Source organism: Stenotrophomonas sp. (genome assembly GCF_035634915.1).
Lineage (GTDB): Bacteria > Pseudomonadota > Gammaproteobacteria > Xanthomonadales > Xanthomonadaceae > Stenotrophomonas.
On the sequence record NZ_DASQCB010000012.1, the window covers coordinates 85,128 to 99,078 of the forward strand.

The following is a 13,951-nucleotide window of genomic DNA, read 5'->3' on the forward strand; positions in this document are numbered from 1 at the left end:
GACGAGGGGCGGCTGTGTGGACAAGGGCGTGGGAGACGAACCGGGTGGAGGTACAGCATCTTCCAGAGCGCGTATTCACAGCGTCAAGCGCCGTCAGTCAGGGTTGACGACCATGAATTGGCGACAACTGCTGTCGTATATGACGCAATGGACCATTGCTGAGGCCTCCCTCCAGGCTCACACTCGCGCTGTACCCCTAGAACGTCCCGATCATCGGGCGCAGGAGACCGCCATGAACCGCTCGCTTTCCGCCGCCCTGCTGCTGGCTGGCGCCCTGGCCATGGGCAGCGCTGCCGCTGCGCCACGCACCGTCACCGATCCACAGGCCCCGCGGGCGCTGGAGGCCAAGGGCCCGGTCAGCGTGAAGTGGAATGACCCGGCCCAGTTCACCGAGATCCGCCAGAGCAGCAACCGCTTCGAAGCCGAGCGCGGCGACTGGGTGCAGCAGCTGGCGCGCTACGTGCAGACCAGCGCGGCCAAGCCCCTGCAGCCCGGGCAGACGCTGGATGTGACCCTGGTCGACGTCAAGCGTGCGGGTGATTACGAGCCCTGGCACGGCCCGCGCGGCAGCGACATCCGGATCATGCGTGACATCTACCCGCCACGCATCACGCTGCAGTACACGCTGAAGGACGCCAGCGGCGGCATCATCGACGAAGGCGAAGCCAAGCTGAGCGACAGCGGCTACCTGCACAACATCGGAGTGCGCAGCGACAGTGATCCGCTGCGCTTCGAAAAGCGCCTGATCGATGACTGGGTGAAGCGCCAGTTGACCACCCAGGCAACCGCGGCACGTTGATCATTGGCCGGCATCGTCTCGATGCCGATGGGCCAGGTCCAGGCACGGCCTGCCGTGGTAGCTGCCAACCTTGGTTGGCGCCTTGCCAGCATCGCGCGAAAAACCTGCCGACCAAGGTCGGCATCTACCAGAGCGCGGCCTGACCTGCCGGCACCGCGCGAAAGACCTGCCGACCAAGGTCGGCATCTACCCGAGCGCGGCCTGACCTGCCGGCATCGCGCGAAAAACCTGCCGACCAAGGTCGGCATCTACCAGAGCACGGCCTGACCTGCCGGCATCGCGCGAAAAACCTGCCCACCAAGGTCGGCATCTACCAGAGCGCTGTACGGTAGTGCCGGCCGCTGGCCGGCATCACTTCAGTCCTGGTAAACCCGGGCCACGCGCTTGACCGCGCACGGCAGCTGATAGGCGCTGACGCCGCAGCGCGGGGCCAGCTCGGCCAGGGTCGGCGCCGTGCCCCACAGCTCCACCACGCTGCCGATACCGGCCTTCGCATGCGCGGTCAGGTCCACGGTGAGCATGTCCATCGACACGCGGCCGATCAGCCCGCCGGGCTGGCCGTCGATCAGCACCGGGGTGCCGTTCGGCGCGAACTGCGGATAGCCGTCGGCATAGCCCAGCGCAACCACGCCCACTCGGGTGCGGGCCTTGGCCACGAAGCGGGCGCCATAGCCCACCGGCTCACCGGCATCGATCCAGCGCTCGGCGATCACCTGCGACTGCATGGTCATCACCGGGCGCAGGCGCGCGGTCAGCGTGGTGTCGTCCGGCAGCGGGTTGGCCCCGTACAGCATCAGGCCCGGCCGCACCCAGTCGCTGCGCACGTCCGGCCAGCCCAGCAGGGCCGGCGAATTGCACACGCTGGTTTCGCCCGGCAGGCCGTCGATGGCCGCCTTGAAGGTGGCGGCCTGTTCATGGGTGCGCTCGCTGTCCAGTTCATCGGCGCGCGCCAGGTGGGTCATCATCACGATGCGCTCGACCTGCGGCAGCGCCGACAGGCGCGCGTGCGCAGCGCGGAAGCCGGCCACGTCCAGGCCCAGCCGGTGCATGCCGCTGTCCAGCTTCAGCCACACCGTCAGCGGGCGCGGGCTGTCGAAGGCGGCCAGCGCCTCCACCTGCCACGGCGAGCCCACCGAGAACCACAGGTCATGCTCGGCCACCAGCGGCAGTTCGCTGGCTTCGAAGATGCCTTCCAGCAGCAGGATCGGCGCACGGATGCCGGCCTGGCGCAGTTCCAGCGCTTCTTCAATGGTGGCCACCGCAAAGCCATCGGCCTCGCCTTCCAGCGCCTGTGCGCAGCGCACCGCGCCGTGGCCATAGGCATCGGCCTTGACCACCGCCAGCGCCTTGCCGCCGCCCAGTTCGCGGGCCAGCCGGTAGTTGCTGCGCAGCGCGCCCAGGTCGATCAGCGCGCGGGCAGGACGCATGCGCGGCTCTCCTGCTGCGGGGCGTGGCCGTACTGGCCATAACGGAAGATATCCAGGCCCTCGGTGCTGATCTGCGGCTGGCGCGCGCTCATCAGATCGGCCAGGTAGCGGCCGGAGCCGCAGGCCATGGTCCAGCCCAACGTGCCGTGGCCGGTGTTGAGGTACAGGTTGCGCAGTGGGGTTGCACCGATGACCGGCGTGCCGTCCGGCGTGGCCGGGCGCAGGCCGGTCCAGAACTCGGCCTTGGCCAGGTCACCGCCCTTCGGGTAGAGATCGCGCACCACCAGCTCCAGCGTCTCGCGACGGCGCTGCGACAGCGACAGGTCGAAACCAGCCACTTCGGCCATGCCGCCCACGCGGATGCGATTGTCGAAACGGGTGACGGCCACCTTGTAGCTCTCGTCCAGGATGGTCGAGGTCGGGGCCATCGCCGGGTCGGTGATCGGCAGGGTCAGCGAATAGCCCTTCAGCGGGTACACCGGCAGGCGCATGCCCAGCGGCGCCACCATCTGCGGCGAATAGCTGCCCAGCGCCACCACCACCCGGTCGGCGGTTTCCACGCGGTTGCCGATGCGCACGCCGGTCACCCGGTCACCCTCGACCTGCAGGCCGGTGATGTCCTGGTCATAGCGGAACTCGACGCCGGCATCGGCGGCCATCTGCGCCAGGCGGCGGGTGAACAGCTGGCAGTCGCCGGTCTGGTCACGCGGCAGGCGCAGGGCGCCCACCAGGCCATCCACATGCGCCAGGGCCGGTTCGGCCTGGATGATGCCGGCGCGGTCCAGCACTTCATAGGGCACGCCGTACTGGGCCAGGATCTCGATGTCCTGCGCCGAGGCGTCCAGCTGCTGCTGGGTGCGGAACAGCTGGGTGGTGCCCAGGTCGCGGCCCTCGAATTCGATGCCGATCTGCGCGCGCAGCTCGTTCAGGCAGTCGCGGCTGTATTCGGACATGCGCACCATGCGCGCCTTGTTGATGGCGTAGCGCTCGTGGGTGCAGTTGCGCAGCATCTGCCACAGCCAGCGGTACTGGGCCAGGTCCATGCCCGGCTTGATCGCCAGTGGCGCATGCTTTTCGAACAGCCAGCCGATGGCCTTCTTCGGCACGCCGGGGGCGGCCCACGGCGAGGTGTAGCCGAACGACAGCTGGCCGGCGTTGGCAAAGCTGGTTTCCAGCGCAGGGCCGGGCTGGCGGTCGATGACCGTGACTTCAAAGCCGGCCTGCCGCAGGTACCAGGCACTGGTGGTGCCGATCACGCCGCTGCCGAGAACGAGGACTCGCATGGGAACTCTCCAACCCGATGATTCCCTGCGTTTGAGCACGCCGGGAGCATAATCAGGGAAGTATATGCCTGCGATACCGGTTGATTTGCCTGATTTGCATGCTTGCGGCAGGATGTTTTCCTGCAATTCACCCATCGAGGTTGACGGCCATGGCCACACGCCCCCGCGAGCTGGACAAGATCGACCGCAGAATCCTGCGCATCCTGCAGGCCGAGGGCCGCATTTCCTTCACCGAGCTGGGTGAACGGGTCGGCCTGTCGACCACCCCCTGCACCGAGCGTGTGCGCCGGCTGGAACGCGAAGGGATCATCACCGGCTACCACGCGCACCTGGACCCTGCGGCGCTTAAAGCCAGCCTGCTGGTGTTCGTGGAGATCAGCCTGGCCTACAAGTCCGGCGACATCTTCGAAGAGTTCCGGCGCGCGGCGCTGAAGCTGCCCAACGTGCTGGAATGCCACCTGGTCTCGGGCGATTTCGATTACCTGCTCAAAGCCCGCATCAGCGAAATGGCCAGCTACCGCAAGCTGCTGGGCAGCACCCTGCTGACCCTGCCGCATGTGCGCGAATCGAAGAGCTACATCGTGATGGAAGAAGTGAAGGAGACCTGGGCGCTGCCGATCGCCGATTGAGCGCCTGGGCCGGGATGGGGCCAGATCCCGCACGGCGGGCTCTGACCCCAGCTTCTGTCAACGAGCTTCTGTCAACGCTGCTGCGGGTGCTTCTGCGACCCCTGCTGGCGCTGCTCCTGCTGCTTGCCGCCCTTCTGCGGCTGCTGCGCGTCCATCTGCTGCTGTTGCTGCTGCGGGCTGCGGTTCTGGCCCTGCTGCTCCTTGCCGGGATGACGGTTCTGCTGGTTTTTCATGATCGCGATCCAATGGACAAAGGACATACAACGGCGGTTGCCGCTGCAGGGCCACGGTGGTCCCGAAGGGGTTAATCGCAGGCGAAAAACCAGTGATCGTGCGGGTGTCGTTTTCGTGGGTTCAGCCCCGCATGACGCACATCACGGTTTGATCTGCTGCCCATCCGCAGCCGGTACGCTGTCGTAGTAGCGGCCGGTGCGTGAATCAAATACGCGGTTGGGGCCGGCCGGCTTCACCCCGGGCACGATGCGGCCGTTGCGGTCATACACCTTGTCCGGTGCGCGCGACGCCGGCGCCGGGGTCACCTGGGCCGGGCCGGTCGACCGGATCGGCTGCGCCTGCTGGCGCGGCACCTGCACCGGCAGATCGGGGTTGGCCGGGCGCGGGGCGGGCTGTGGCGCGACCGGCGGCGGGTTCACGCTGTTGCTGCTGCGCGTGGCGGTCGGGCTGGACGACGTGGGCATTTGGGCCTGGGCAGCCAGCGGCAGCAGGGCGCACAACAGCAGGGCAAGATGCGGTTTCATGGCACGCTCCATCGTGTGAGAACCCCACCATGCGCCCAGCGCCGTGTGCCGGCCATGAATGGCCATCACACTTGCAACGGCGGGCCCGCACCCCCACGTCTGCGGGCATCCCCAGGCCACATTCCCACGGAGAGCCGGCATGAGTGCTTTCGACCTGACGCCCCCCAACGCCGCCCAGACCGACGCCCTGGTGGCCGGCCTGAGCGCCGAAGAACGCCGCGTGCTGCTGCAGCACGGGACCGAGGCCCCGTTCTGTGGCGTGTTCCTGGACAACAAGCGCGAGGGCGTCTACTGCTGCCGGATGTGCGGGCTGCCGTTGTTCCGCTCCAGCACCAAATTCGATTCGGGAACGGGCTGGCCGAGCTTCTTCGCCCCCTACGACCCGGCGCACGTCACTGAAATCCGCGATACCAGCCACGGCATGGTCCGCACCGAGATCACCTGCGCCCGCTGCGGCAGCCACCTGGGGCACGTGTTCCCGGACGGCCCGCCGCCCACGTTCGAGCGCCACTGCCTGAACTCGGTCTCACTTTCGTTCGCCGGCAACGGTGAGCCGTGGCCCAATCCGCTGCAGCGCGGCGGCGCCGAGACCGGCACGGCGGGCTGACCACCCCGTCGACCGACTTCACAGAATTCCCTCTTCAGAAACAGCGGGTGCGGGCCGACAAGGAGATATCCCCCCTCCTTGCGTCGCGCCATGCTCATCATCGTTGGATTCCTGGTCGTCATCATCAGCGTGCTCGGCGGCTACCTCGGTGCCCACGGCCGCCTGGGTGCCCTCTGGCAGCCCTACGAACTGGTCATCATCGGTGGTGCCGCGCTCGGCGCCTTCCTGGTCGGCACCCCGGCCAAGACGGTCAAGCAGACCCTGCAGGCCATGGTCGGCGTGTTCAAGGGCCCGCGTTACAAGCAGCAGGACTACATCGACGTTCTCAGCCTGCTCTATGAGCTGCTGAACAAGGCCCGCCGCGAGGGCTTCATGTCGCTGGAAGACCATGTCGAGCGCCCGGCCGAGAGCGCCCTGTTCGCCAACTACCCCAAGGTCCAGGCCGACCACCACCTGATCGACTTCATCACCGACTGCCTGCGCCTGATGATCGGCAGCAACATCGAGCCGCATGAGCTGGAACCGCTGCTGGAACTGGAGCTGGAAAAGCACCACGCCGAAGCAATGGCCCCCTCGCAGGTGCTGACCAAGGTGGCCGACGGCCTGCCCGGTTTCGGCATCGTGGCGGCGGTGCTGGGCATCGTCATCACCATGGGTTCCATCGGCGGCGACATCGTCGAGGTCGGCGGCCACGTGGCCGGCGCGCTGGTGGGCACCTTCCTCGGCATCCTGCTGGGCTACGGCTTCGTCGGCCCGATGGCTGCAGCAATGGAAGCCCGCGCCGAGCAGGACAGCCGCATCTATGAATCGGTGAAGACGGCGCTGCTGGCCTGCCTGCGCGGCTACAACCCGAAGATCGCGCTGGAATTTGCCCGCAAGACCCTGCCGTCGAACGTGCGCCCGCCGTTCTCCGAATTCGAGCAGCACCTGAAGACGGTCAAGTAAGCCATGGCCGAGACCAAGCCCACCGTCATCGTCCGCCGGGTGAAGAAAGGCGGCCATGCCGCCCACCACGGTGGCTCGTGGAAAGTGGCCTACGCCGACTTCGTGACCGCGATGATGGCCTTCTTCCTGGTGCTGTGGCTGATGGCCAGCACCAGCAAGCCCGAGCGCGCGGCGATCTCCGAATACTTCCGCAACCCCAGCCCGCTGTCCGGGCAGAGCCCGACGCCGGCACCGGGCATGGCCGGGCCGGGCGGGGCCAGCACGTCGATGATCAAGCTGGGCGGCGCCACCGATGTCTCGCGCGGCAACAGCAACGACCCCTTCCAGAACCAGAAGGAGGCCGTGCCGCAGCCGGTGGACCAGCAGCAGCGCGACAAGCAGCAGCTGGAGCAGCTGATGAAGGAGCTGCAGGAAGCCATCAGCAAAAGCCAAGCACTGGAACCGTTCAAGGACCAGCTGCTGCTGGACCTGACCCCGGAAGGCCTGCGCATCCAGATCGTGGACAAGCAGAACCGGCCGATGTTCGACCTCGGCAGCGCCACGCTGAAGCCCTATACCCAGCAGATCCTGCACGAGCTGGCCGAGTACCTGAACCACGTACCGAACCGCATCAGCCTGACCGGCCATACCGACATCACCGCCTATTCGGCCGCCCGCGGCTATGGCAACTGGGAACTGAGCGCCGACCGTGCCAATGCCGCGCGCCGTGCCCTGGTCGATGGCGGCATGGAGGACAGCAAGATCACCCGCGTGGTCGGGCTGTCTTCCTCGGTGCTGTTCGACAAGGCCGACCCGCAGAACCCGATCAACCGCCGTATCAGCATCGTGGTGATGACCAAGGCCGCCGAAGAGGCCGCCCTGGCCGGTGCCGGCCCGCAGGTGGGGCTGTCGGCCCCCGTGGCCGACCCGGACGTGCAGGCCGCGCAGGGTGAGGCCCCTTGATCCGGGGTCGGATCCCTTGATTGGAACGCGTGCGGACCAAGGTCCGCACCTACCAAGGGCAGTACAATGGCGGTCTTTCCGTTTCCAGGTGACCCCACCCCATGTCCCAGAACTCCAAGGCCAAGCGCGACAAGCGCAAGAAGCAGCAGGCCAAGCGCCCGTTCCTGCGCCTCAATGCCCAGCAGCAGGTGCAGAACCACGCCGTGCTGACCAACGAAGACGGCCAGGCCGTGGCCGCCATCGGCCTGCAGGGCCGCGAGTGGCTGCTGGCCATCGGTGGCCAGACCATGGGTAACGCCGACAACCCGGTGCCGATGCTGGCCATGCTCAAGCACCTGTCCAACGTGCAGGAAAAGGAAGGCCGCACGGTCAACCTGGAATATTCCGAGCTGATGCAGAAGCTGCTGGACACCCTGGCCGCCGAAGCCGGCCAGACCGCTGACGAGTACCTGGACAAGCTGGTGGCCGAGTTCGAGACCCAGGATGCCGAAGAAGGCGAAGACGCTGCTGAAGGCGACGTGGTTGAAGCCGCTGCCGACGCCGAGGCCGCGCCGGCCGACGCCGCCGACACCGACGGCAAGCCGCAGGCCTGAACCGGCCGCGGCGGTGGCGGTCTACGTCGATGACGCAGTGCATGCCTGGCGCGGACAGCGCTGGGCGCACCTGATGGCCGACACCCTGGCCGAGCTGCACGCGATGGCGGCGCAGCTCGGCATTCCGCCGCGGGCCTTCCAGAACAAGGCCAGCGGCGCTCACTACGATGTCAACGCGGACCTGCGCGCGCAGGCGATCGCACTCGGTGCACGCGCCATTTCCCGGCATACCGACCGCGAGCTGGTGAAGGCAGTGATCGCCAACGCAAGGGCGCAGTACCGGTAGAGTCGACCGTTGGTCGACTGCTTTCCTTTCCGCCGCCAAAACCCCGCCGGGGCGGGCCATCACTCAGAACGGGTCGCTGCCCAGCCGCACTTCCACGTTCAGCAGCGAGCACAGCGCCAGCAGCGCGTCGTCGTCGCGGGTCAGCGCCATCCAGCCGGTGAAGCCGTCGCCGCCCGCATCCACGCTCCACAGCGTGTAGTTGTGCTCACGCAGGCGGTCGAAGGCGGTGGACATCAGCTGCACGCCGTCCAGGTCCGCAGCGAAATCCTCGTCATCCAGGTCACCGCCCCAGTCCAGCTGCAGGTTGAAGCGCGCCGACAGCTCGTTCACCGCCGACTGCAGCGATTCCAGGTCATCACGCTCGACCTCGAAGCCGGACTGCCAGGCGATGGCCGTGAACAGCGCCGGTACCCAGTCGCTGTCCGCTTCCAGCGGCTGCCCGTCCTCGGACAGATGCTCGCGCCAGCGGTTGAACTGCTGCAGCGCCAGCTCCTCGTCGCCCGGGTTGATGAGCACCAGCAGGTTCCAGACCCGCGCCTCGAAGTCGTCTTCGTCGAAATCGTGGGCGTCTTCTTCGAAGTCGAAATAATCGCTGTTGTCGGGCATGGTCGGCATTCCTTGGGGCAGGCCGGCATTCTACGGTTTATCCTGTGCCGCTGAAGCCGGCCTTGGTGGCCGTCACTGTGAATGAAACGATGAGCGATACCCCTCCCGACCACCTGGCGATCAACCCGGCCAGCCCTTTCCATGATGCGCAGGCCCTGGAGCGCGGCGTCGGCGTGCGTTTCAACGATGTCGAGCGCGACAACGTCGAGGAATACTCGGTCAGCGAAGGGTGGATCCGCGTGCAGGCCGGCAAGGCCCGCGACCGCCGCGGCAACCCGATGACCATCAAGGTCAAGGGCAAGGTCGAGGCGTACTTCCTGGACCAGAAGCCGGAATAACCCGCGCCGTCGGGTCGGTAGAGTCGAGCTTGCTCGACTGCTTTGGGAAAGAGCAGTCGAGCAAGCTCGACTCTACGTTTCAGGGCAGGGTCAATCGCGTTTGCGCGATTCCAGCAGGTCCAGATTGCGGATCAGGCGCCGCGAGATCTCATCGGAGATCACCCCGCGCCGGGTCAGGCGGAACAGCTCCTCGCGCTCGGCGTTCAGGCCGGCACTGCGCAGCTGGCGGTAGCCCTGCTCCATCCGGTTGACCTTCTCCGGGTCCACGTCGGGGCCGTCGCTGTCCTTTTCCAGATGGCGCTGGTACAGCAGGCTGACCCGCGAGGCCGCGTCGTTGTACAGCTGCACGTTCTCGGTGTTCTGGTTCATCACCAGCTGCTGGCGCATGCGCTCCACCCCGGCCAGGGCGGCCTTGGAGGACAGCTTGCGGGCCAGATCCTCTTCCTTGCGCTCGCCCGAATCGGCCGGCAGCTGCAGGCCCTTCAGCAGCTGCGGCAGCGCCACGCTGGCACCGACCAGCGAGAACAGGATGACCGCCGCAGCCAGGAAGATCACCAGGTCACGCGCGGGGAAGGCGCTGCCATCGGGCAGGAACAGCGGCAGGGTCAGCACACCGGCCAGGGTGATGGCACCGCGCACACCGGCCACCGAGGTCGCCACCACGATGCGCCAGTTCGGTGCTTCGCCCCGCTCCAGCCCGCGACGGCGCGCGCGCAGCAGGTTCCAGCGCAGCGACAGCCACACCCACAGCAGGCGCAGCGCGATCAGCGTGGCGTTGATGACCAGCACATACACCAGCAGCCACCAGGCGCTCTGGTGGCCGGTCTCGTTCATGGTGGTGGTGGCGCGCTCGACAATGCCCGGCAGCTGCTCGCCCAGCAGCACGAACATGATGCCGTTGAAGCTGAACTGCAGCATGTTCCAGACGCCCGCACGCTGCACGCGCATGCTGCCGGAAACGCGGCCGGTCAGCTCGACGTAGCTCATCGCGATGCCGGCGGCGACGGCGGCGAGGATGCCCGAGGCATGGATTTCTTCGGCCAGCAGGTAGGCCGCGAACGGAATGAGCAGGTTGACCAGCATCGCCGCGCCGGGCTCTTCGCCGAAACGGCGCCACAGCCAGCGCTGGAACGTGGACACGCCCAGGGTGACCGCCACGCCTACCGCCAGGCCGGCCACGGCCACCCACAGGAAGGTCAGCGAGGCGGTGGCCAGCGAGAAGCTGCCGGTCATCACCGCCGCCACGGCGAAGCGGAAGCAGACCAGGCCGGAGGCATCGTTGAGCAGCGATTCGCCTTCCAGGATGTGCATCAGGCGCTTGGGAATCGGCGCCTTGGCGGCGATCGCACCGACGGCCACCGGGTCGGTGGGCGAGACGATGGCGGCCAGCGCGAAGCACACCGCCAGCGGCATCACCGGAATCATCCAGTGGATCAGGAACCCGGCACCGATGACGGTGAACACCACCAGGCCGAAGGCCAGTTCGAGGATCGCGCCCTTATCGCGGAACAGGCCCTGTTTGGGAATGCGCCAGCCATCGAGGAACAGCAGCGGCGGCAGGAACAGCAGGAAGAACACTTCCGGTTCCAGCGCGTGGCCGCGATTGAACACGCCGGCGATGACCGCGCCCAGCGCGATCTGCACCAGCGGCAGGGGCAACGAGAATGGCAGGACGCGAACCAGGTAACCGCTGGCGACAACGGCTACCAGCATCGCCAGGACGACTTCGATGGTATGCATGCTTCTTCCAGGAAGCGGCGCGTGGGGCCCGGGAAAAACCGGTGTGCGCCGGAGACTGAAAAAAACTTAACACAGCAGGCCGTCGCTGCGGCCTGCTGTGTGAATGCGCGTCAGGGCCGCGACAGCAAACGCCCTTCGATCCAGCCGCGGATGTCCTGCTGCATGTCCGCCGACAGCGTGTGGCCAACCGGGTAGCCACGCAGCTGGTGGGCCACGCCAAGCGCCTGCAGGCGCTGCGCAGCAGATTCGGCCAGCGTGTACGGCAGCTTGTCGTCGGCATGGCCGTGCACCAGCAGGCCGTCCAGCCCGGCATCGGCGATGTCGGCCGGCACCTGCGGGGCGATCTCCGGCAGGATGCGCCCGCACAGCACGCCGAAGGACTTCACCCGCTGCGGCTGGGTGAGGGCAACACTGGCACTCATGATGCCGCCCTGGCTGAAGCCGGCCAGCACGGTCTGCCGCGCGTCCACGCCCAGCCGCTGCTGCTGCGTCGCCAGCCACTCACCCAGCAGCAGGCGCGACTGTTCGGCCTGGGCCGGGTCGATCACCGGCCCCTGCGCGCCGAAGCGCACGGTGAACCAGCCGAACGCCTGCGGCCCGAACACCAGCGGTGCGCGCGGCAGCAGCACGTGCAGGCGCGGGTCCAGCGCCTGCGCCAGGCTGGCCAGCGACTGCTCGTTGCTGCCCACGCCATGCAGCAGCACGACCAGCCCCTGCGCCGCCCCCTGCGCCGGCCGTTCCAGCATCGGCAGCACCGCGCTCATGCGGCCACCGCCGCAGCGCTGCCATCGAAGCGGTAGATATCCATCGCCAGCATGCCGGCGTCGATGCCCGCATCGATGCGTTGTGCGCCGAAGCCGCCCTCGCCGGCTGCGCCCATCGCGAAATACAGCGGCAGCAGGTGCTCATCGGTGGGATGCGCGCGCTCGGCAAACGGCGCCTGCCGACGGTAGTCGAACAACGCCTCGCGGTCATCGGCAGACAGTCGCTGTTCCACCCATTCGATGAAGGGGCGCACGTACGGCGCTTCCTTGCCGTCCTGGTAGTCGCGCCAGTCGTGCAGGTTGTGGGTGATGCTGCCCGAACCGATCAGCAGCACGCCCTGCTGGCGCAGCGGTGCCAGCGCGCGGCCCAGCGCGTACTGGTGCTGCGGGCCCAGCATCGGCTGGATCGACACCGGCACCACCGGGATGTCGGCCTGCGGACGCAGCAGGCACAGCGGCACCCACGCGCCATGGTCGAGGCCGCGCTGCGGGTCGATGGCCACCGGCAGGCCGGCGGCGGCGATGCGGCCGGCCACTTCGTCGGCCAGCGCCGGGTCGCCCGGGGCCGGGTACTGCAGTTCGAACAGTTCGCGCGGGAAGCCGCCGAAATCGTGGATGGTGGGCGGCTGCGGATGGCCGCCGACCAGCGGCTGGCGGGCGAGCCAGTGCGCCGAGGCGATGACGATCGCGCGCGGCGTCGGCAGGTCGCGGGCCAGCTCGGCCAGGCGCACGCCGACCTGCCCCGGATGCAGGGCCGTCATCGGCGAACCATGGGAGATGTACAGCGAAGGCAGGCGGGACATGGAAATCTCCAGGACGTCTTTCAGGGGGCGATCAGCGCGAACGCAGGGTCCAGCGGCCATCGCCCAGCAGGAACAGCACCACCAGGGCCAAGGCCCAGAACGCCGGGTATTCCCAGCCGCCGCCGGCATTGGCGAAGCTGAAGCCATTGGCGCCGTGTACGGTGACGATGGTGCCCAGCAGCAGCGGCACGCCGAGCAGGCCGATCCAGCGCGCGTACACGCCCAGCAGCAGGGCGGTGGCGATGCCCAGTTCGGCAACAATCGTGAAATAGCCCAGCACACCGGGCAGGCCCAGCGACTGGAAGTAGGCGGCGGTACCGGCCGGGGTGAACACCAGCAGCTTGGTCAGGCCATGGGCCAGGAACAGGCCGCCCAGCGCCAGCCGCAGCAGGGTGCCGGCGTAGGGAGCGAGCGGTGACAGCGGACGGGACGGGGTAGACATGGCAGGTACCTCGGAAGGAGTGGACACAGCTTATTGCGCTCACCAGAGCCGATAAATACGATGATCTGACCGTATTTGTTGCATAAGGTGGAACAATGGACACTCTGGACGCCATGCGTGTGTTTGTCGCGGTGGTCGAGCGCAATGGTTTCAGCGCCGCCGCGCAGGCGCTGGACATGTCCACGGCCGGGGTGACCCGGCAGGTGGCCGCGCTGGAAAAGCGCCTGTCCACCCGCCTGCTCCACCGCACCACCCGGCGGGTCAGCCCGACCAGTGCCGGCGCGGCCTACTACGCGCAGTGCGTGCGCCTGCTGGCCGAGTTCGATGCACTGGAGGCGAGCATCGGCGCGCAGGCGCTGGAGCCCTCGGGCACGCTGCGCATCAACGCGCCGGTCAGCTGGGGCATTGCCCGCCTCGGCCCGCTGCTGGCCGGCCACCGCCAGCGCTACCCGCAGGTGGAACTGGACCTGGCCCTGTCCGACCGGCTGGTGGACATGGTGGAAGAAGGCTATGACGTGGCCATCCGCATCACCCGCGAACCCAGCCCGGCGCTGATCGCACGGCGGCTGGGACAGGCCCGCATCAGCCTGTGTGCCGCGCCCTCCTACCTGGCGGCACGTGGCACGCCGCGCACCCCGCAGGCGCTGGAACAGCACGATTGCCTGGGCTACAGCTACTGGGCTTCGGGCAACCAGTGGCCGCTGCAGGGGCCGGGCGGCGAAACGCGGGTGACGGTGAACAGCATCCTGCAGGCCAACAATGGCGATGTGCTGCGGCAAGCGGCCATTGCCGGCATGGGCGTGATCCTGCAGCCGGATTTCCTGCTGGAAGACGCGCTGGCCGATGGGCGCCTGGTACGCGTGCTGCCGGAATGGGATGTGCCGGCCATCGGCATCTTCGCCGTGTACACCAGCCGCAGCCACCTGGCGCCGAAGGTGCGCAGTTTCATTGATTACCTGGTGGATGCGGGGGTGTGACGCCCGCGCTTC

18 protein-coding genes are annotated in these 13,951 nt (G+C 67.7%); 9 read left to right on the top strand and 9 right to left on the bottom strand.

Annotated features, from left to right (window positions below; genetic code table 11):
- Positions 1 to 232: 232 nt before the first annotated feature.
- A complete protein-coding gene (locus tag VER16_RS09720; RefSeq protein ID WP_324807601.1) occupies positions 233 to 799 on the top strand; it encodes a DUF3016 domain-containing protein in 567 nt (188 codons plus the stop codon).
- Between the two features lie 356 nt (positions 800 to 1,155).
- On the opposite strand, the gene alr is transcribed toward VER16_RS09720, so the two are convergent.
- The gene (gene alr, locus VER16_RS09725; protein ID WP_324807603.1) at positions 1,156 to 2,226 is read right to left on the bottom strand and encodes an alanine racemase; all 1,071 of its coding nucleotides are present in this window, start codon (positions 2,224 to 2,226) and stop codon (positions 1,156 to 1,158) included.
- Complete coding sequence (locus VER16_RS09730; protein WP_324807604.1) at positions 2,205 to 3,509, bottom strand: D-amino acid dehydrogenase; 1,305 nt, start codon at positions 3,507 to 3,509, stop codon at positions 2,205 to 2,207. Before VER16_RS09730 ends, alr begins: the two co-directional genes overlap by 22 nt.
- A gap of 149 nt (positions 3,510 to 3,658) precedes the next feature.
- Between VER16_RS09730 and VER16_RS09735 the strand changes: the two genes are divergently transcribed.
- Positions 3,659 to 4,138 (top strand): winged helix-turn-helix transcriptional regulator, encoded by a 480-nt coding sequence (locus VER16_RS09735; RefSeq protein WP_200733436.1) that lies wholly within the window; start codon positions 3,659 to 3,661, stop codon positions 4,136 to 4,138.
- A gap of 71 nt (positions 4,139 to 4,209) precedes the next feature.
- On the opposite strand, the gene VER16_RS09740 is transcribed toward VER16_RS09735, so the two are convergent.
- Positions 4,210 to 4,398: a lana protein gene (locus tag VER16_RS09740; protein WP_324807608.1), complete on the bottom strand. Its 189-nt coding sequence runs from the start codon at positions 4,396 to 4,398 to the stop codon at positions 4,210 to 4,212.
- A gap of 114 nt (positions 4,399 to 4,512) precedes the next feature.
- Positions 4,513 to 4,896: a classical arabinogalactan protein 4 gene (locus tag VER16_RS09745; RefSeq protein ID WP_324807610.1), complete on the bottom strand. Its 384-nt coding sequence runs from the start codon at positions 4,894 to 4,896 to the stop codon at positions 4,513 to 4,515.
- 139 nt (positions 4,897 to 5,035) lie between these two features.
- Here VER16_RS09745 and msrB point away from each other — a divergent pair, with 139 nt between their 5' ends.
- The 5 genes from msrB to VER16_RS09770 all read left to right on the top strand — a co-directional run bounded on the left by msrB (position 5,036) and on the right by VER16_RS09770 (position 8,269).
- Positions 5,036 to 5,503, top strand: a complete 468-nt coding sequence (gene msrB / locus VER16_RS09750; protein ID WP_324807612.1) for a peptide-methionine (R)-S-oxide reductase MsrB — start codon at positions 5,036 to 5,038, stop codon at positions 5,501 to 5,503.
- Positions 5,504 to 5,593: 90 nt separating this feature from the next.
- The gene (gene motA / locus VER16_RS09755) at positions 5,594 to 6,448 is read left to right on the top strand and encodes a flagellar motor stator protein MotA (RefSeq protein WP_324807615.1); all 855 of its coding nucleotides are present in this window, start codon (positions 5,594 to 5,596) and stop codon (positions 6,446 to 6,448) included.
- A gap of 3 nt (positions 6,449 to 6,451) precedes the next feature.
- Positions 6,452 to 7,390: a flagellar motor protein MotB gene (motB, locus tag VER16_RS09760; RefSeq protein ID WP_324807617.1), complete on the top strand. Its 939-nt coding sequence runs from the start codon at positions 6,452 to 6,454 to the stop codon at positions 7,388 to 7,390.
- Between the two features lie 101 nt (positions 7,391 to 7,491).
- Positions 7,492 to 7,983, top strand: coding sequence for a hypothetical protein (locus VER16_RS09765; RefSeq protein WP_324807618.1), 492 nt, complete (start codon positions 7,492 to 7,494; stop codon positions 7,981 to 7,983).
- 13 nt (positions 7,984 to 7,996) lie between these two features.
- Complete coding sequence (locus tag VER16_RS09770) at positions 7,997 to 8,269, top strand: DUF4031 domain-containing protein (RefSeq protein ID WP_324807620.1); 273 nt, start codon at positions 7,997 to 7,999, stop codon at positions 8,267 to 8,269.
- A 63-nt stretch (positions 8,270 to 8,332) separates the two neighbouring features.
- Here the strand turns inward: VER16_RS09770 and VER16_RS09775 are convergent, their stop codons facing one another.
- Positions 8,333 to 8,875: a DUF6630 family protein gene (locus VER16_RS09775; protein ID WP_324807622.1), complete on the bottom strand. Its 543-nt coding sequence runs from the start codon at positions 8,873 to 8,875 to the stop codon at positions 8,333 to 8,335.
- An 89-nt stretch (positions 8,876 to 8,964) separates the two neighbouring features.
- Here VER16_RS09775 and VER16_RS09780 point away from each other — a divergent pair, with 89 nt between their 5' ends.
- Positions 8,965 to 9,213, top strand: a complete 249-nt coding sequence (locus tag VER16_RS09780) for a DUF3297 family protein (protein ID WP_032128750.1) — start codon at positions 8,965 to 8,967, stop codon at positions 9,211 to 9,213.
- A gap of 90 nt (positions 9,214 to 9,303) precedes the next feature.
- Here the strand turns inward: VER16_RS09780 and VER16_RS09785 are convergent, their stop codons facing one another.
- The 4 genes from VER16_RS09785 to VER16_RS09800 all read right to left on the bottom strand — a co-directional run bounded on the left by VER16_RS09785 (position 9,304) and on the right by VER16_RS09800 (position 12,962).
- Positions 9,304 to 10,953 (bottom strand): Na+/H+ antiporter, encoded by a 1,650-nt coding sequence (locus tag VER16_RS09785; protein WP_108763919.1) that lies wholly within the window; start codon positions 10,951 to 10,953, stop codon positions 9,304 to 9,306.
- 110 nt (positions 10,954 to 11,063) lie between these two features.
- Complete coding sequence (locus VER16_RS09790) at positions 11,064 to 11,717, bottom strand: phospholipase (RefSeq protein ID WP_324807626.1); 654 nt, start codon at positions 11,715 to 11,717, stop codon at positions 11,064 to 11,066.
- Positions 11,714 to 12,520, bottom strand: coding sequence for a class III extradiol ring-cleavage dioxygenase (locus VER16_RS09795; RefSeq protein WP_324807628.1), 807 nt, complete (start codon positions 12,518 to 12,520; stop codon positions 11,714 to 11,716). The genes VER16_RS09790 and VER16_RS09795 overlap by 4 nt, the downstream gene beginning before the upstream one ends.
- 31 nt (positions 12,521 to 12,551) lie before the next feature.
- Positions 12,552 to 12,962, bottom strand: coding sequence for a DoxX family protein (locus tag VER16_RS09800; RefSeq protein ID WP_324807630.1), 411 nt, complete (start codon positions 12,960 to 12,962; stop codon positions 12,552 to 12,554).
- Between the two features lie 95 nt (positions 12,963 to 13,057).
- Between VER16_RS09800 and VER16_RS09805 the strand changes: the two genes are divergently transcribed.
- A complete protein-coding gene (locus tag VER16_RS09805; RefSeq protein WP_324807632.1) occupies positions 13,058 to 13,939 on the top strand; it encodes a LysR family transcriptional regulator in 882 nt (293 codons plus the stop codon).
- The last annotated feature ends 12 nt before the right edge of the window (positions 13,940 to 13,951 follow it).